The organism is Vitreimonas flagellata (genome assembly GCF_004634425.1).
In the GTDB taxonomy this organism is placed as follows: Bacteria; Pseudomonadota; Alphaproteobacteria; order Caulobacterales; family Aquidulcibacteraceae; genus Vitreimonas; species Vitreimonas flagellata.
In genome coordinates this window covers 759,773-771,608 of record NZ_SBJL01000001.1, presented here as the reverse complement: position 1 = coordinate 771,608, position 11,836 = coordinate 759,773, and the positions used below count along the sequence as shown (strand labels likewise).

Sequence of the window (11,836 nt, the reverse complement as noted above, 5' to 3'; positions counted from 1 at the left end):
ATGCTGGCCGCAGGCGCTGGCGCCAAACCTCGCGTAACCCTTACAGCCGAAAACATAACCGACACTGTTGTCGCGCCTGCGTCGGCGACCGCGGGTTATGAGCTTCAATCGACTGGTGACATCGCCAAGCGAGACTTTAGTACCGGCGGCTCATACGTTGACATAGGTGACTGGATCGCGCCGAAGGCGGCGGCCGGCGCGGCGTACGAGTGCCGCGTAACGCTAAATTCCGGAACGTTGAGCAGCGGCACAACAGGGGTGTGGCTGGCTTTGAGTTCCACAAGAACATGGACGGTCTCTGCTTCAAGCACGCTGAAAACCTGCAATTTCACGGTTGAAATTCGCGATGCCGCATCTGGAGCCGTGCTGGCCACTGCAACAATCATCCTAACCGCTGAATCGTCCTGAGAACGATCTCCCAACGAAGGTGCAATGATGATCGACAAGGATCGCCAGGCGCAGCGCGCTGCGTTTACCGCGGCGCGTGGGCGCGAAGAAAAGAAGCGCAGAGCCGAGGCGGTCGCGCGTCGCGCCTTAGATGAACGCCGCGCGGCTGAGGAGCTCGCCGGCGTCACGAGCCAGGTGCGCGAGATCCTCGCCGATCTCGACGACGTCGTGGTCGAGCGTGTCGGCGAGCTTTGGAAGATCCGGGCGATGTATCGCGGACGCCCGCATGGTGGCGCGCGCAGCGATGCGATCAGCCTGGCGCACGACATGCGCGCCGCGGCGATCGCAGAGCGCGAGACGGTGGCGGCGGCAGCTGTGGTCGAACCACCGCCGCCACCGCCTCCACCTGCAGAACCGCCGCCGGCGGTGGTGGTGCACATCGATCCGCTGGATCCTGCGCATTGGAGTTCGATCGAGGGCGCGCGCGCAGCGCTGATCGTGCTGGTCACGCGCGCTGCAGCGGCCCGCACCGGATTCGGCGTCACGCTCTACGAGCGCATGGTGGAGCTTGACGCCAGGAAGGCGAGCGGGCGCGCCACACGCGACGAGGAGCTCGAGCTCATGCAGCACGAGAGCTGGTCGCAGCTGCGCGAGGGCGTCGAGGCCGCACGGCGTGCGCACATCGATCGGATCAACGCGCTGCAGAGCGTCGAGGCGGCGCGCGCCTATCACCCGAGAGTCGACCAGGACTGGCCGGAGACCTGACATGGTGCAGAGCAATGATCATCGCCCGATCGCCGAGACGGGTTGGACGCTTGACGCTGAAGCGCAGGCGCAGATGCGTCGGCTGCGCAGCTGGTTTGCGTTTCGCTTTTGCCCGGGGGCGTTGGTGGTGAGCCTGGTTCTGTGGGCGACGCTCGAGAGCCCGTTCTTTCAGTGGGCTGTGTTCGTCACGGCCGCGATCTGGTCGATTGGGCTTTTGCTCTACGTCGAGCGGCGCAAGGAATTCGGCCAGGTGTTTGCCTGGCTGTGGCGCGAGGCGGGTGAGGCGCTCGATGCGCTGCGCCATTGGAACGCAATCGCGCACGCCAAGAAGATCGCCGCGAGCGATGCGCATCCGGCCTATTGGTCGACGCCGGCGCAGCATGAGGACCAGGCGCGCTATCGGCGCACGTGGGAAGCGCTGGCGCTGAAACCCGATCGCACCGACGCCGAGGATGCGACCCTGGTGCAGATCCTGCGAGGCTTGCGTGCGTTCGGTGATGATCCGCTGGCCGACCCGCCATCGCTGACGCGGCCGTCGCGCTTTGCGGCCGTGTTGCCGCAAGTGGGCCCGCTGCGGTTCTGGCCACTCTATGCAGCGCTCGGCCTGGTGGGGGCGCTCGGTGTGCAAAGCGTGCGCGTAGAGCGGTTGAAGCACGACGCCAACGAGGCGCGTCGCGTCGCGCAAGGTTGGGCGATGCGCGCCGGCGTGGCCGAGCAAAATCTGGCGACCATGCAAGCGGCTCGAGACGAGGCGATCACGCGCTCGATCGAGGAGGAATTGGAATCCGCGACTTTGATGGATGAGCGCGACGATTTGCGTGCGCGCTTGCAGCAACGTGAGAGGAGCAGACGTCATGAAGCTCAAGCTCGCCGCCCTGGCGATGTTGTCGATTACAGTGAGCGGTTGCGCGAGCTTTCTGAGCCCGCCTCCGTGCCCAGTGTGTCCGCCACCCCAGCCGCCGGTGATCCCGCCGGCTGAGTGTCAACGCGATCCGCCGGCGCTGCAGGCCTACAATCCTGGGCCGCTGCCGCCGGCGTCGCAGGAGCTCGCGCACGCGCGCGCCGTTGCTGACTCAACCATCAGCTACGCCGACGAGGTGCGCACCCAATACGAGGACGTGCGCCTGGTGGGCGTGCGCTGCGCGGAATTCAACAGGCGCACGGCCGAGGAGCAGCAGGCGCGATATCGCGGGGGGAGGGATGTGCAATGACGAGTGAGGCTGGGGGGGAAGGTTTAGTTTCGTATCGCGAGCACGTCGCACTGAAGGACAACCTGCAGAGCCAGATCACCAAGCTCGAGCACAACGACATCGAGATGCGCGCCAAGCTGATGCACATCCCGGACACGGTGGAGCGCATGCGCGCGGAATTGTCGGCGAAGCTCGATCGCTTGTCTGCGCCACCACCGCAGCCGCCGCCGACGACGGCCGCGGCTGACGGTCTGGCCGTCGTGCTGACGCGCGCGATCGATGCGCTCGACAGGCAGAGCGGTCGACGCAAGGGCGACCTCGGTTCGACCATCAACACAATCCTCGGCATCGCCGGCGCGTTCGCGCTCGCATGGATGCTGCGCGGTTAATTGGAGTTTTAGAGCATGCACCTCTGGTTTGAGGCGTTCGCCTCATATTGGCGCGACCCGCGCAATGTGATCGGGCCGCCTGGCGCACTCGTGCGTCGTCTCTTCAAATTCGCTTGGCTCGTGCTGTCGATCTACGTGCTCTGCTGGATCGCAGGCCCGAGCCAGGTCGCGTCGTGGCGCTTGTGGATGGCTGACGATCGGCTGGCCACCGACATCGCCTGGGGCTTTACTTTCGCCGGTGCGCTCGGCTTCGCGATCGTGCGTTACGCGGCCGAGGGAACGTCGCCGGTGCGCGTGCCGCTGATCGTGCCGATCCTCGAGTTCGACGAGCAGCGCTTCAAAGGCCTCAAGATCCGATCGGCGCACCTGCACCTGCCGAACGTCACGGTCGGCGCTGGCGCGTTGCTGGTGGCGGCGCTGTTCGCGATCTCGCTGCTCGGCATGTGGAATTATTACCTGCACGAGCAGCGCATGTCGGGCGGCGCCAGCGTTGTGGCGATCGACGGCGCGACGTCGTCGGTGTCGGAAGCGACGAGCGCGCTGCAGCGTCACAACCTGGAAGCCGCGCAGCGTGCCGAGCAGGGTCGCGCCGAGCTCGCGCGCACGCCCGAGAATTTCGCCACCGCGCGATCGCGGATCATCACCGCCAACACCGAGCAGACCAGGCTCGACAACGCTGAGCGCGCGCGCCTGGAGGCGGCGCTGCAGGCCGCGCGATCGGCGAACGTCACCACGCACCAGGAATTCACCGATCCGCGCCCGGTGGACGGCGAAGTGGCCAGCGCCACGGGCCTTGCGCGCGAGCTCGTGGCGTCGCTGCTGGATCTACTCCGATCGGGCGTCGTCGAGATGCTGCTGGTGCTGGGCGCGGGCCTCGGCCTGGTGGGCGCCACGAGCAAACTCGGCGTGCTCGAGGGCGAGCCAGTGTCCCAAAATCCGCCCACAAATGAGGACGAGGAAATTATCGCGCCGGCGACGCCTGCCGATGATCTCGATTTACCGATCCTGGCCGATTGGCGTCTGGTGGAGGATCCCGAGTTTACACAGCGCCACATGATGGTTGACGAGCACGGCCGCCGGCAAAAGCGGGTGGCGGGTCACTGGCGCGTCGACGACGATCGCGCGCCGCGCGGCTCAAGCCGTGATCGCCGCCGGTCTGATTCCGAGCCCACGGCCGACAATCCAGAAGAGCCAGGTCCGCAATCACCGCCCGAGGGCGATGATATCGACGATCTGATGTCGAAACTAACAGGTGCTCGCGTGCCTGAGGAGCAAACGCAATGACGGCGGTGGGTATCGATCTCGGCACGACGAATTCGTGCATCGCGGTTTGGCGTAAAGCCGGCGTTGTGGAAGTGATCAAGGACATCGAGGGCGCGCTGGTGACGCCGTCCATGGTCGCCGTGAAGGACAACGGCGAGGTGTTGGTGGGCTGGCCTGCCAAACGCGAGGCCGAACTCAACCCTGAGCACACGTATCGCTCGGTGAAGCGGCTTATCGGGCGGGCCTTCACCGAGGACGAGACCGCGCAGATGGCGACCAAGTCGCCGTTCGCAATCGCGCGGGCTGACAACGGCGAGGCCTGGATTCAGGGGCGGGACAATCCGATGCCGCCGGCGCAGATCTCGGGAATGGTGATGACGCGGCTGAAAAAGGCCGCCGAGCGGGCTTTGGGCCGGGAGGTCACCAAGGCGGTGATCACCGTGCCGGCGTTCTTCAACGACGCCCAGCGCCGGGCCACGCGCGACGCTGCAGGCATCGCCGGCATCGAGGTGCTGCGCATCGTTAACGAGCCGACGGCGGCGGCGCTGGCGGCCGATATCGACGCCAGGGACGGCCGCACGGTGGCGGTTTACGACCTGGGCGGGGGCACCTTCGACCTTTCGGTGCTGCGGGCTGAGAGCGGCCAGTTTGAGGTGCTCTCGACCAATGGCGACACCTTCCTCGGCGGCGACGACTTCGACGCCCGGCTGATCGATTGGGTGGCCGAGCGCTTCCTGGCCGATCACGGCGTCGATCTGCGCGAGGGCAAGGTCTCGCTGCAGCGCCTGGCCGACGAGGCCGAGCGGGTGAAGCGGGCGCTTTCCGAAAGTGATCGGGTGCAATTCTCGATCCCTTACGCAGCACTGGAGCCGGTGAAGCCCGGCGCCGACGGGCGGCCGCACATCGATCTCGATCTCGAGATCACCCGCGAGCAGTTCGACGGGCTCACCGCCGACCTGGTGGCGCGTACGATCGATTGCTGCGAGGCCGCGCTCGCCGACGCCGGCATTGCGCCCGGTGATGTCGACGAGCTGCTGCTGGTGGGCGGCATGACACGCGCGCCGGCCGTGCTCGAGGCGGCCACGACCTATTTCGGCGGCGTGCCGTGGCGCGCGCCCGATCCGGATCAGATCGTGGCCCGCGGTGCGGCGATCCTGGCGGCGGCGCTCACCGGCCAGCTCGACATTGAGCTGGTGGACGTCACCCCACACCCGATCGGCATCGAGACCGCCGATCACTCGATGGCCGTGCTGATCCCGGCCCAGACCAAGATCCCCTGTCAGGTAAAGCGAGCGTGCACGACCCAGGTCGACTCTCAGGAGGCGGTGACGGTACGCTTACGCCAGGGCGGGGCCGAGCTCGCCGCTGACAACCTGGCGCTCGGCCAATTTCACCTCGAGGGCATCGGGGCCAGGCCCGCGGGCGCCGCGCGCGTCGACGTCACGATCGACATCGACGTCGACGGCATCGTCACGGCCAGCGCCAAGGATCGCGCCACCGGGCGGAGCAACAACATCACCGCAGAGGCCGCGGGGCTCGCGCCGAAGGCCGTGGAGCGCATGGCCAAGGCCGCGCGGAGCGTGAGGGGAGAAGCAGCATGAGCATCGAGTTATTGCCGTCGGCGTGGCGCTGGTGGCAGCCGATCGTGTTCGGTTTTCTGGCCGCGGCCGGGGTGGCGCTGTTCAACACGGTGCTGCCGATCGCCGTCGATCTGGTGGGCAAAATCGGCGACTGATTTTCGTACATCGGCCGGGTAACCCACTGGTCTAATTGGGGTGGGTGAGGGCGTTTTCGTACACGCCCGCCCATACGCCCCATGGATTCCGGCCAGCTTTGGGAGCTGGATGTCGAGAGTTCGAATCCCTCTGCCCCGACCATTGCATTTCTAACTTAGGTTAGAACAATTATACCGGGTACACCGGTGTCGATGCACGTGTAACGCGAATTATATTAACCAGACGAGCGCACGCTCCTCCTTGCGGCATAGGCCATAAGGCACAGGGCGGGCGGCATCATGGGCATGTTCTCACGGCGCGCAGAAGCGGCGGTGGCACAGGTGGCGCAATCAGCGGATCTTGAAGCAAAATTCGCGGCAATTGGGCGATCGCAAGCACTGATCGAGTTCGAGCCCAATGGCACGATCCTTTGGGCGAATGAAAACTTCCTCGGGGCGGTCGGATATGGCCTTCAAGAGATCGTCGGCCAGCATCACCGCATCTTCATGGACCCGGCGGAACGCGAGACCGAAGCGTACCGCGAATTCTGGCGCAAACTGCAGTCGGGGCAATTCTTCGCGCAAGTCTTTCGGCGCGTCACAAAGTCCGGCGCCGAAATTTACATCCAGGCGTCCTACAATCCGGTGCTCGATGGCGCAGGCAGGACCATCAAAGTTATCAAGATCGCTTCCGACGTCACCGCGCAGGAGCAGCGGCGCATTCAATTGGAAGCAGAGCGCGCCGCGAAGGAAGCCGAGCAGAACAGCGTGGTCGCCGCGCTCGCAGATGCGTTGAAACGGCTTTCCGATGGCGACCTCACGGCGTCGATCGATGATGATTTCCCCGAGAGCTATGAGCGACTGCGTTTGGACTACAACGCAGCGATTTCCGAGATGCATGAAGCGATCAGCGCGGCGGCCGATGTGGCGCGCGGCATGCAGAACGGTACGCAAGACTTGGCTAGCGCAGCGGATTCGCTGTCACGCCGTACCGAGCAGCAGGCGGCCAACCTCGAAGAGACCGCCGCCTCGCTCGACGAAATCACCGCGACTGTCGGCACCACGGCGCAAGGCGCCAATCACGCCAACGCGGTCGTGCGCCAAGCCAAGCAAGAAGGCGAGCGCTCCGGCGAGATCGTGCAAACCGCGGTCGCCGCAATGGGCGAAATCCATCGCTCTTCGGGTCAGATCGGCCGGATCATCGGCGTGATCGACGAGATCGCGTTCCAAACCAATCTGCTGGCGTTGAATGCTGGCGTCGAAGCGGCGCGTGCAGGTGATGCGGGCCGGGGCTTTGCGGTTGTGGCCAGTGAAGTGCGCGGCCTGGCGCAACGCTCGTCGGAAGCCGCGCGCGAGATTAAGATTTTGGTCTCCACGGCGGCCGATGAAGTGGAGAAGGGCGTCGAGCTGGTGAACGCCACCGGCCAGTCCCTCCGCGGTATTGTTAGCCAGATTTCAGAGATTTCTCAGATCGTTGAGCAGATCGCGGCTGGGTCACAAGAACAGGCCACCGCGCTGAAGCAAGTTAACAGCGCCGTTAACGAAATGGATCAAATGACGCAGCAGAATGCGGCCATGGTCGAGGAGAGCACGGCCGCGAGCACGTCGCTGGCGCATGACGCCGAGCAACTCGCGGCGCTGATGGGGCGCTTCACGGTGGCGAACGCCCCTGTGGTGCAAACCTGGCAGCCCTCATCGGCCCGGGGGCAGCGCCGTCGCGCTTGATGGAGGAACGAACATGCTGCGCGAAGACGTGCACGGGGGCAAAGGTCAAATGGAACTGATGCTCTTCCGCATTGCGGGCCAAGAATATTGCATCGACATTCAGGAAGTGCGCGAAATTCGCGGCTGGGCGGCGGCGACGCCGTTGCCGCAGGCGCCGCGTTTCGTGCGTGGCGTGATCAATCTGCGCGGCGCTGTATTGCCCATCCTCGATCTCGCTGACCGTTTGGGCTTTGGCCCTACGGAAGTCAGCGCGCGCAATGCGATTATCGTCGTGCGCATGGGCGAAGGCTTGGTTGGCCTGTTGGTCGATGAGGTGTCCGAGATCATGACGGCGGGCGCCGACGCGCTGCAGCCGCCGCCGGCCGTGGTTGATGGCGACGGCTCGTTCGTGAAGGGCATTCTGGTGGAGGGCGAGCGCCTGATCACCTGGATCGTGCTCGAAAACGTCCTCCCGCGCGAAGTCTCGATCGCCGCTTAAGAACGACAACGCCGCGCTCCTTTGAAGAAGCGCGGCGCGTCTATTTCAGAGTTTGCGGATGACGGCTTACGGGTAACGCTCGCCGTTCTCGTAATAATATTGGCCCGATTGCGGATCGCGGAAATAATAGCGGCCCGAGCGCGCGTCGTACGATTCACGACGGTTCACTTGTTGGCCGTTGTTGCCACAGCGCCCGTCACGTACGCAGCCTGCATAGGCGCCGCCGGCCGCACCTACTGCGGCGCCAATAGCTGCGCCGGTTTCCGCATCGCCATCGCCGACATTGTTGCCGATCACAGCGCCGGCAACGCCGCCGAGCACAGCGCCGGTTGCAGCGCCGCGTTCCATATTACCAGTCTGCGTACACGCAGCCGCCAACAGGGCGGCGGATGCGATCGATGCAATCAAGCTCATGCGCATGGAACTCTCCTTCAAAGCTTCGAGCCATGAAACGCCGTTCGGTCGGCCTGCGTTCCGCCGCGTTCTGTGGAGAGGTGTTAGATGACGTTCGCTTCACGCAGACGTGCGAGTTCTGCTTCGCTTAGCGCGAGAAGTTCCTTCAGCGCATCGTCGGTGTTTTCGCCTAGCGGCGGCGGCGCTGCGCGTGTGCGCGGCGGTGTCTCGCTCATGCGCAGCGGATTGGCGGCGAGCTTCAGCGGCGTGCCATCCGCGCGCGTGATGTTTTCAACGGCATTGCGGGCGATCACCTGCGGGTCGGCGTAAACCTGATCGAGTGTGTTGATCGGCCCGCAAGGTACTTGCGCAGTTTCGAGCGCCGACACCCATTGCGCCGTGCTTTTGCGCTGCATGATCGTGTTGAGTGCTGCGGTGAGTTCGACGCGATTGTGCACGCGCGCTTCGTTATGCGCGAATTTCGGGTCGTCGCAGAGCTTCACGCCGGCGGCCTCGCAGAAATCGCGAAATTGGCCGTCATTGCCGACGGCGAGAATGATGTGGCCGTCTGCGGTCGGCAGCACCTGGTAGGGCGCGATCGCGGCGTGCTGATTGCCGAGGCGCGTGGGCTTTTCGTTGGATTGCAAATAGCTGGCGCCGAGATTGGCGAGCATCGCGACTTGCGCGTCGAGCAGTGCGGCATCGATCTGTTGGCCTTCGCCGGTGCGTTCGGCGTGGCGGAGTGCCGCGAGAATGCCGGTTACTGCGTACATGCCGGTGAAAAGATCGGCGACGGCGACGGCGCTCTTCATCGGTTCGCCCATCGGTTCGCCGGTGAGGCTCATTAAGCCGCCCATGCCTTGGATGATGTAATCGTAGCCAGGCCGCTTCGCGTACGGTCCGTTCTGACCGAAGCCGGTAATCGAGCAATAAACGATGGCCGGATTGATCGCGCGCACGCTCTCGTAATCGAGGCCGTACTTCTTCAAGCCGCCGGTTTTGAAGTTTTCGACGAAGATTTGGCATTGCGGAATAAGGCGCTTCACAAGCGCCGCCCCTTCCGGCTTTGCGAAATCAATTGTGACGGAGCGCTTGTTGCGGTTGGCGGCGAGATAATAGGCGGCGTCGCCATGCGCATCACCTTCGCCCTTCAGAAAGGGCGGCCCCCAGGCGCGGGTATCGTCGCCGGCGCCTGGCTTTTCAATCTTGATCACGTCGGCGCCGAGATCGCCCAGGATTTGCGTCGCCCAAGGGCCGGCGAGCACGCGGGAGAGATCGAGCACGCGCACGCCTTCGAGGGCGGCTTTGGGTTTGGTCTCGCTCATGAGCTCGTCGCCTATCGCTTTGCGCCAATAGGGGGCGGTGGTAGAGCGAGGCCATGAGCGAAGTCAAAACGCCGATCGCCACAGGCGGCTGCCAATGCGGGGCTGTGCGCTATGCGCTGTACGTTAAGCCGCAAGCCAGTCACGTCTGCCATTGCCGCATGTGCCAGCGCGCGACGGGCGGGGTTTTCGCTGCACTCGTAGGCGCGCCGAAGGCGGAATTCGCGTGGACGGCTGGTGAGCCTGCGATGTTCGCCAGTTCCAATCTGGCGCAGCGTGGCTTTTGTCGCGATTGCGGCACGCCGCTCTCGTTCGCTTACAACACGCCAGAGGCCCGCTTCTATGTGACGATTGGCTCGCTCGACGCGCCGGAGGATGTGCCGATCGAGATTCAGTTTGGTATTGAGAGCCGCCTGCCTTGGGTAAAGTTCTGCGAGGATGTGAAGGCTGAGCGCACCGGCGAAAGCGAGAGCGCACAGGCGTTCTTCGCCAACATGCAGGTCAATCAAAGCTCATGAGATCGCGGCTTCGCTCGCGGGTGCGGGCGCTTTATTTCGGCCACACGCAGCGCGCGCTGCGCTTTCAGGGCGTGCTGCTGGCGCTTGATCTGCTGATCATCGGCTTTTTTATCGGCAGCCAATTCATTGCCGAACAGCCGTGGTTCTGGATGGTGGACGCCGCCATTGCGGTGTTCCTCGCGACGGATTTGTTTGCGCGCTTGTTCGCGTTCGGCACGTTGAAACGCTGGCTAAAATATCCGACGACGTGGATCGATCTCGTCGTCTTCGCCACGTTGTTATTGCCGACGGTGCTCCACAATTGGGGCTTCCTACGCATCGCGCGGCTTTGGACGATCGTACACAGCGAGCGGTTCTGGAACGTGCTGGCGCGCGGACGTTTCGACGAGACACGGATCGAGGATCTCACGAAAGCGATTGTCACGTTGTTCGTGTTCATTTTCATGGCGGCGGGCTTCACGCAGGCTGTGTTCCTTGGACAGCACCCGAAGCTCAACAATTTTGTCGATGCGATTTATTTCGTCGTCACGTCGCTTACGACAACGGGTTACGGCGACATCACCATCGACAGCGCCGCCGGGCGGCTGTTCTCGGTTGTTCTGATGATCACGGGCATCAGCCTGTTTTTCTCCATCGCGCAGAAAGCCTTCGCCAGTTCGCACAAGATCATCCCATGCCACGCCTGCGGGCTCGATCGGCACGAACAGGACGCGAAATTCTGCAAGTCGTGCGGCGAGAAATTGGGCGCGGCCTTGCGTCGGCGCGCGCTTGCGGTCAGAAGGCGCGACCTAGAGGGCGGTTAGCTCAGCGGTAGAGCGTCTCGTTTACACCGAGAGGGTCGGGGGTTCGATCCCCTCACCGCCCACCAGCCTTATCTGCGCGCAGCGGTGCGAAGGCTGCGCTGAAGCCGAGAGGGCGACCAGCACAGAGCCCGCCGCCTGTGGATAAAAGCTTCGCCTCACACGCGTGCCGGGGTATGAGTCTGCGCATGAGCTGGGCGATGACTCGTTGCGGACTTGGCGCATTGGCGGTTTTGGCCGTTGCGGGCTGTGACCGTGTCGGGCTTGAACCGGCGCCCGCGGCCTCGGCCCCAAGCGCCCCCGCCGCGCCAGCCTACCTCGACCCCGACATTCGGCCTTTGGCGGGGCTGGATTACGCGGCCTTCGCTGAAATCGATGGTATGCAACGGTATTCCGCCGACTCGTTACGGTTGAATGGGCCGGAACAAGCGCGCTTTGAGGCGGGCATGGCGGTCCAGCAGCCCGCCGTTGTGGCGTCTGGGGGCGGGGCGGAAGCTCTCGTGTTTTCGGGCTGCGCGTTGTCGGGTTGCGCTCACGGCCGCTCAGTCCTCGCCATAGACACGCGAACGGGTGCGACTTTTGTCGGCGTAGCCGGGCAGGGTGGCTCTGAAGCGCTGATCCCGAATGATCGGCTCGAAGCGCTGCTGCGCGTGACCTCGCCGACCATGCGCTGGGAAGACCCGATCCGCGCGCCGCAATTGGCGGCATTGCCGGACAGCACGCCTTAGAGGCTGCAGCTACAAAACCCGTCCGTGCGCGCTTGACCGCCCGAACGGGTTGGCCTAATTCCGCGCCTCTCGCGAAGAGACGCGGGTGTAGCTCAGTTGGTTAGAGCGCCGGCCTGTCACGCCGGAGGTCGCGGGTTCGAGCCCCGTCACTCGCGCCATATTTT

The 11,836-nt window shown here is 64.4% G+C and carries 15 protein-coding genes and 2 tRNA genes; 15 read left to right on the top strand and 2 right to left on the bottom strand.

Annotation, left to right across the window (positions count from 1 at the left end):
• From EPJ54_RS19725 to EPJ54_RS03900, 10 genes are all read left to right on the top strand, one after another.
• On the top strand, window positions 1-408 hold the full coding sequence (locus EPJ54_RS19725) for a hypothetical protein (RefSeq protein ID WP_167755567.1): 408 nt from the start codon (window positions 1-3) through the stop codon (window positions 406-408).
• 24 nt (window positions 409-432) lie between these two features.
• The gene (locus EPJ54_RS03930) at window positions 433-1,152 is read left to right on the top strand and encodes a hypothetical protein (protein ID WP_135210353.1); all 720 of its coding nucleotides are present in this window, start codon (window positions 433-435) and stop codon (window positions 1,150-1,152) included.
• Between the two features lies 1 nt (window position 1,153).
• Window positions 1,154-2,131, top strand: a complete 978-nt coding sequence (locus EPJ54_RS03925) for a hypothetical protein (RefSeq protein WP_135210352.1) — start codon at window positions 1,154-1,156, stop codon at window positions 2,129-2,131.
• Window positions 2,115-2,363 (top strand): hypothetical protein, encoded by a 249-nt coding sequence (locus tag EPJ54_RS19720; RefSeq protein WP_167755566.1) that lies wholly within the window; start codon window positions 2,115-2,117, stop codon window positions 2,361-2,363. Before EPJ54_RS03925 ends, EPJ54_RS19720 begins: the two co-directional genes overlap by 17 nt.
• The gene (locus EPJ54_RS03920; protein WP_135210351.1) at window positions 2,360-2,731 is read left to right on the top strand and encodes a hypothetical protein; all 372 of its coding nucleotides are present in this window, start codon (window positions 2,360-2,362) and stop codon (window positions 2,729-2,731) included. The genes EPJ54_RS19720 and EPJ54_RS03920 overlap by 4 nt, the downstream gene beginning before the upstream one ends.
• A 15-nt stretch (window positions 2,732-2,746) precedes the next feature.
• A complete protein-coding gene (locus EPJ54_RS03915) occupies window positions 2,747-4,015 on the top strand; it encodes a hypothetical protein (protein WP_135210350.1) in 1,269 nt (422 codons plus the stop codon).
• Window positions 4,012-5,595, top strand: coding sequence for an Hsp70 family protein (locus tag EPJ54_RS03910; RefSeq protein WP_135210349.1), 1,584 nt, complete (start codon window positions 4,012-4,014; stop codon window positions 5,593-5,595). Before EPJ54_RS03915 ends, EPJ54_RS03910 begins: the two co-directional genes overlap by 4 nt.
• On the top strand, window positions 5,592-5,729 hold the full coding sequence (locus EPJ54_RS19715) for a hypothetical protein (RefSeq protein ID WP_167755565.1): 138 nt from the start codon (window positions 5,592-5,594) through the stop codon (window positions 5,727-5,729). The genes EPJ54_RS03910 and EPJ54_RS19715 overlap by 4 nt, the downstream gene beginning before the upstream one ends.
• A gap of 279 nt (window positions 5,730-6,008) precedes the next feature.
• Entirely contained in the window at window positions 6,009-7,433 is a 1,425-nt protein-coding gene (locus EPJ54_RS03905; protein ID WP_239590743.1) for a methyl-accepting chemotaxis protein, read from the top strand.
• Window positions 7,434-7,446: 13 nt separating this feature from the next.
• Window positions 7,447-7,911, top strand: a complete 465-nt coding sequence (locus tag EPJ54_RS03900; RefSeq protein WP_135210348.1) for a chemotaxis protein CheW — start codon at window positions 7,447-7,449, stop codon at window positions 7,909-7,911.
• A 66-nt stretch (window positions 7,912-7,977) separates the two neighbouring features.
• Here EPJ54_RS03900 and EPJ54_RS03895 read toward each other — a convergent pair whose 3' ends face one another.
• Together EPJ54_RS03895 and EPJ54_RS03890 are read right to left on the bottom strand one after the other, a co-directional pair.
• On the bottom strand, window positions 7,978-8,331 hold the full coding sequence (locus EPJ54_RS03895; RefSeq protein WP_135210347.1) for a YMGG-like glycine zipper-containing protein: 354 nt from the start codon (window positions 8,329-8,331) through the stop codon (window positions 7,978-7,980).
• Between the two features lie 77 nt (window positions 8,332-8,408).
• On the bottom strand, window positions 8,409-9,629 hold the full coding sequence (locus tag EPJ54_RS03890) for a CaiB/BaiF CoA transferase family protein (RefSeq protein WP_135210346.1): 1,221 nt from the start codon (window positions 9,627-9,629) through the stop codon (window positions 8,409-8,411).
• A 53-nt stretch (window positions 9,630-9,682) separates the two neighbouring features.
• On the opposite strand from EPJ54_RS03890, the gene EPJ54_RS03885 reads away from it, so the two are divergent.
• The 5 genes from EPJ54_RS03885 (at window position 9,683) to EPJ54_RS03865 (ending at window position 11,830) form a co-directional block, all read left to right on the top strand.
• A complete protein-coding gene (locus tag EPJ54_RS03885; RefSeq protein WP_135210345.1) occupies window positions 9,683-10,144 on the top strand; it encodes a GFA family protein in 462 nt (153 codons plus the stop codon).
• Window positions 10,141-10,947 (top strand): potassium channel family protein, encoded by an 807-nt coding sequence (locus EPJ54_RS03880; protein WP_135210344.1) that lies wholly within the window; start codon window positions 10,141-10,143, stop codon window positions 10,945-10,947. Before EPJ54_RS03885 ends, EPJ54_RS03880 begins: the two co-directional genes overlap by 4 nt.
• Window positions 10,938-11,012 (top strand) — tRNA-Val (locus tag EPJ54_RS03875). Before EPJ54_RS03880 ends, EPJ54_RS03875 begins: the two co-directional genes overlap by 10 nt.
• 120 nt (window positions 11,013-11,132) lie before the next feature.
• The gene (locus EPJ54_RS03870; protein WP_135210343.1) at window positions 11,133-11,672 is read left to right on the top strand and encodes a hypothetical protein; all 540 of its coding nucleotides are present in this window, start codon (window positions 11,133-11,135) and stop codon (window positions 11,670-11,672) included.
• Between the two features lie 81 nt (window positions 11,673-11,753).
• A tRNA-Asp gene (locus tag EPJ54_RS03865) sits at window positions 11,754-11,830 on the top strand.
• Window positions 11,831-11,836 lie beyond the last annotated feature (6 nt).

Bases quoted from the DNA above. Each gene is read 5' to 3' on its own strand.
- EPJ54_RS19725 (WP_167755567.1), top strand. From the start codon at position 1: ATGCTGGCCGCAGGCGCTGGCGCCAAACCTCGCGTAACCCTTACAGCC.
- EPJ54_RS03890 (WP_135210346.1), bottom strand. From the start codon at position 9,629: ATGAGCGAGACCAAACCCAAAGCCGCCCTCGAAGGCGTGCGCGTGCTC.
- EPJ54_RS03905 (WP_239590743.1), top strand. From the start codon at position 6,009: ATGGGCATGTTCTCACGGCGCGCAGAAGCGGCGGTGGCACAGGTGGCG.
- EPJ54_RS03900 (WP_135210348.1), top strand. From the start codon at position 7,447: ATGCTGCGCGAAGACGTGCACGGGGGCAAAGGTCAAATGGAACTGATG.
- EPJ54_RS03920 (WP_135210351.1), top strand. From the start codon at position 2,360: ATGACGAGTGAGGCTGGGGGGGAAGGTTTAGTTTCGTATCGCGAGCAC.
- EPJ54_RS03880 (WP_135210344.1), top strand. From the start codon at position 10,141: ATGAGATCGCGGCTTCGCTCGCGGGTGCGGGCGCTTTATTTCGGCCAC.
- EPJ54_RS03915 (WP_135210350.1), top strand. From the start codon at position 2,747: ATGCACCTCTGGTTTGAGGCGTTCGCCTCATATTGGCGCGACCCGCGC.
- EPJ54_RS03910 (WP_135210349.1), top strand. From the start codon at position 4,012: ATGACGGCGGTGGGTATCGATCTCGGCACGACGAATTCGTGCATCGCG.
- EPJ54_RS03930 (WP_135210353.1), top strand. From the start codon at position 433: ATGATGATCGACAAGGATCGCCAGGCGCAGCGCGCTGCGTTTACCGCG.
- EPJ54_RS19715 (WP_167755565.1), top strand. From the start codon at position 5,592: ATGAGCATCGAGTTATTGCCGTCGGCGTGGCGCTGGTGGCAGCCGATC.
- EPJ54_RS03885 (WP_135210345.1), top strand. From the start codon at position 9,683: ATGAGCGAAGTCAAAACGCCGATCGCCACAGGCGGCTGCCAATGCGGG.
- EPJ54_RS03895 (WP_135210347.1), bottom strand. From the start codon at position 8,331: ATGCGCATGAGCTTGATTGCATCGATCGCATCCGCCGCCCTGTTGGCG.
- EPJ54_RS03870 (WP_135210343.1), top strand. From the start codon at position 11,133: ATGAGCTGGGCGATGACTCGTTGCGGACTTGGCGCATTGGCGGTTTTG.
- EPJ54_RS03925 (WP_135210352.1), top strand. From the start codon at position 1,154: ATGGTGCAGAGCAATGATCATCGCCCGATCGCCGAGACGGGTTGGACG.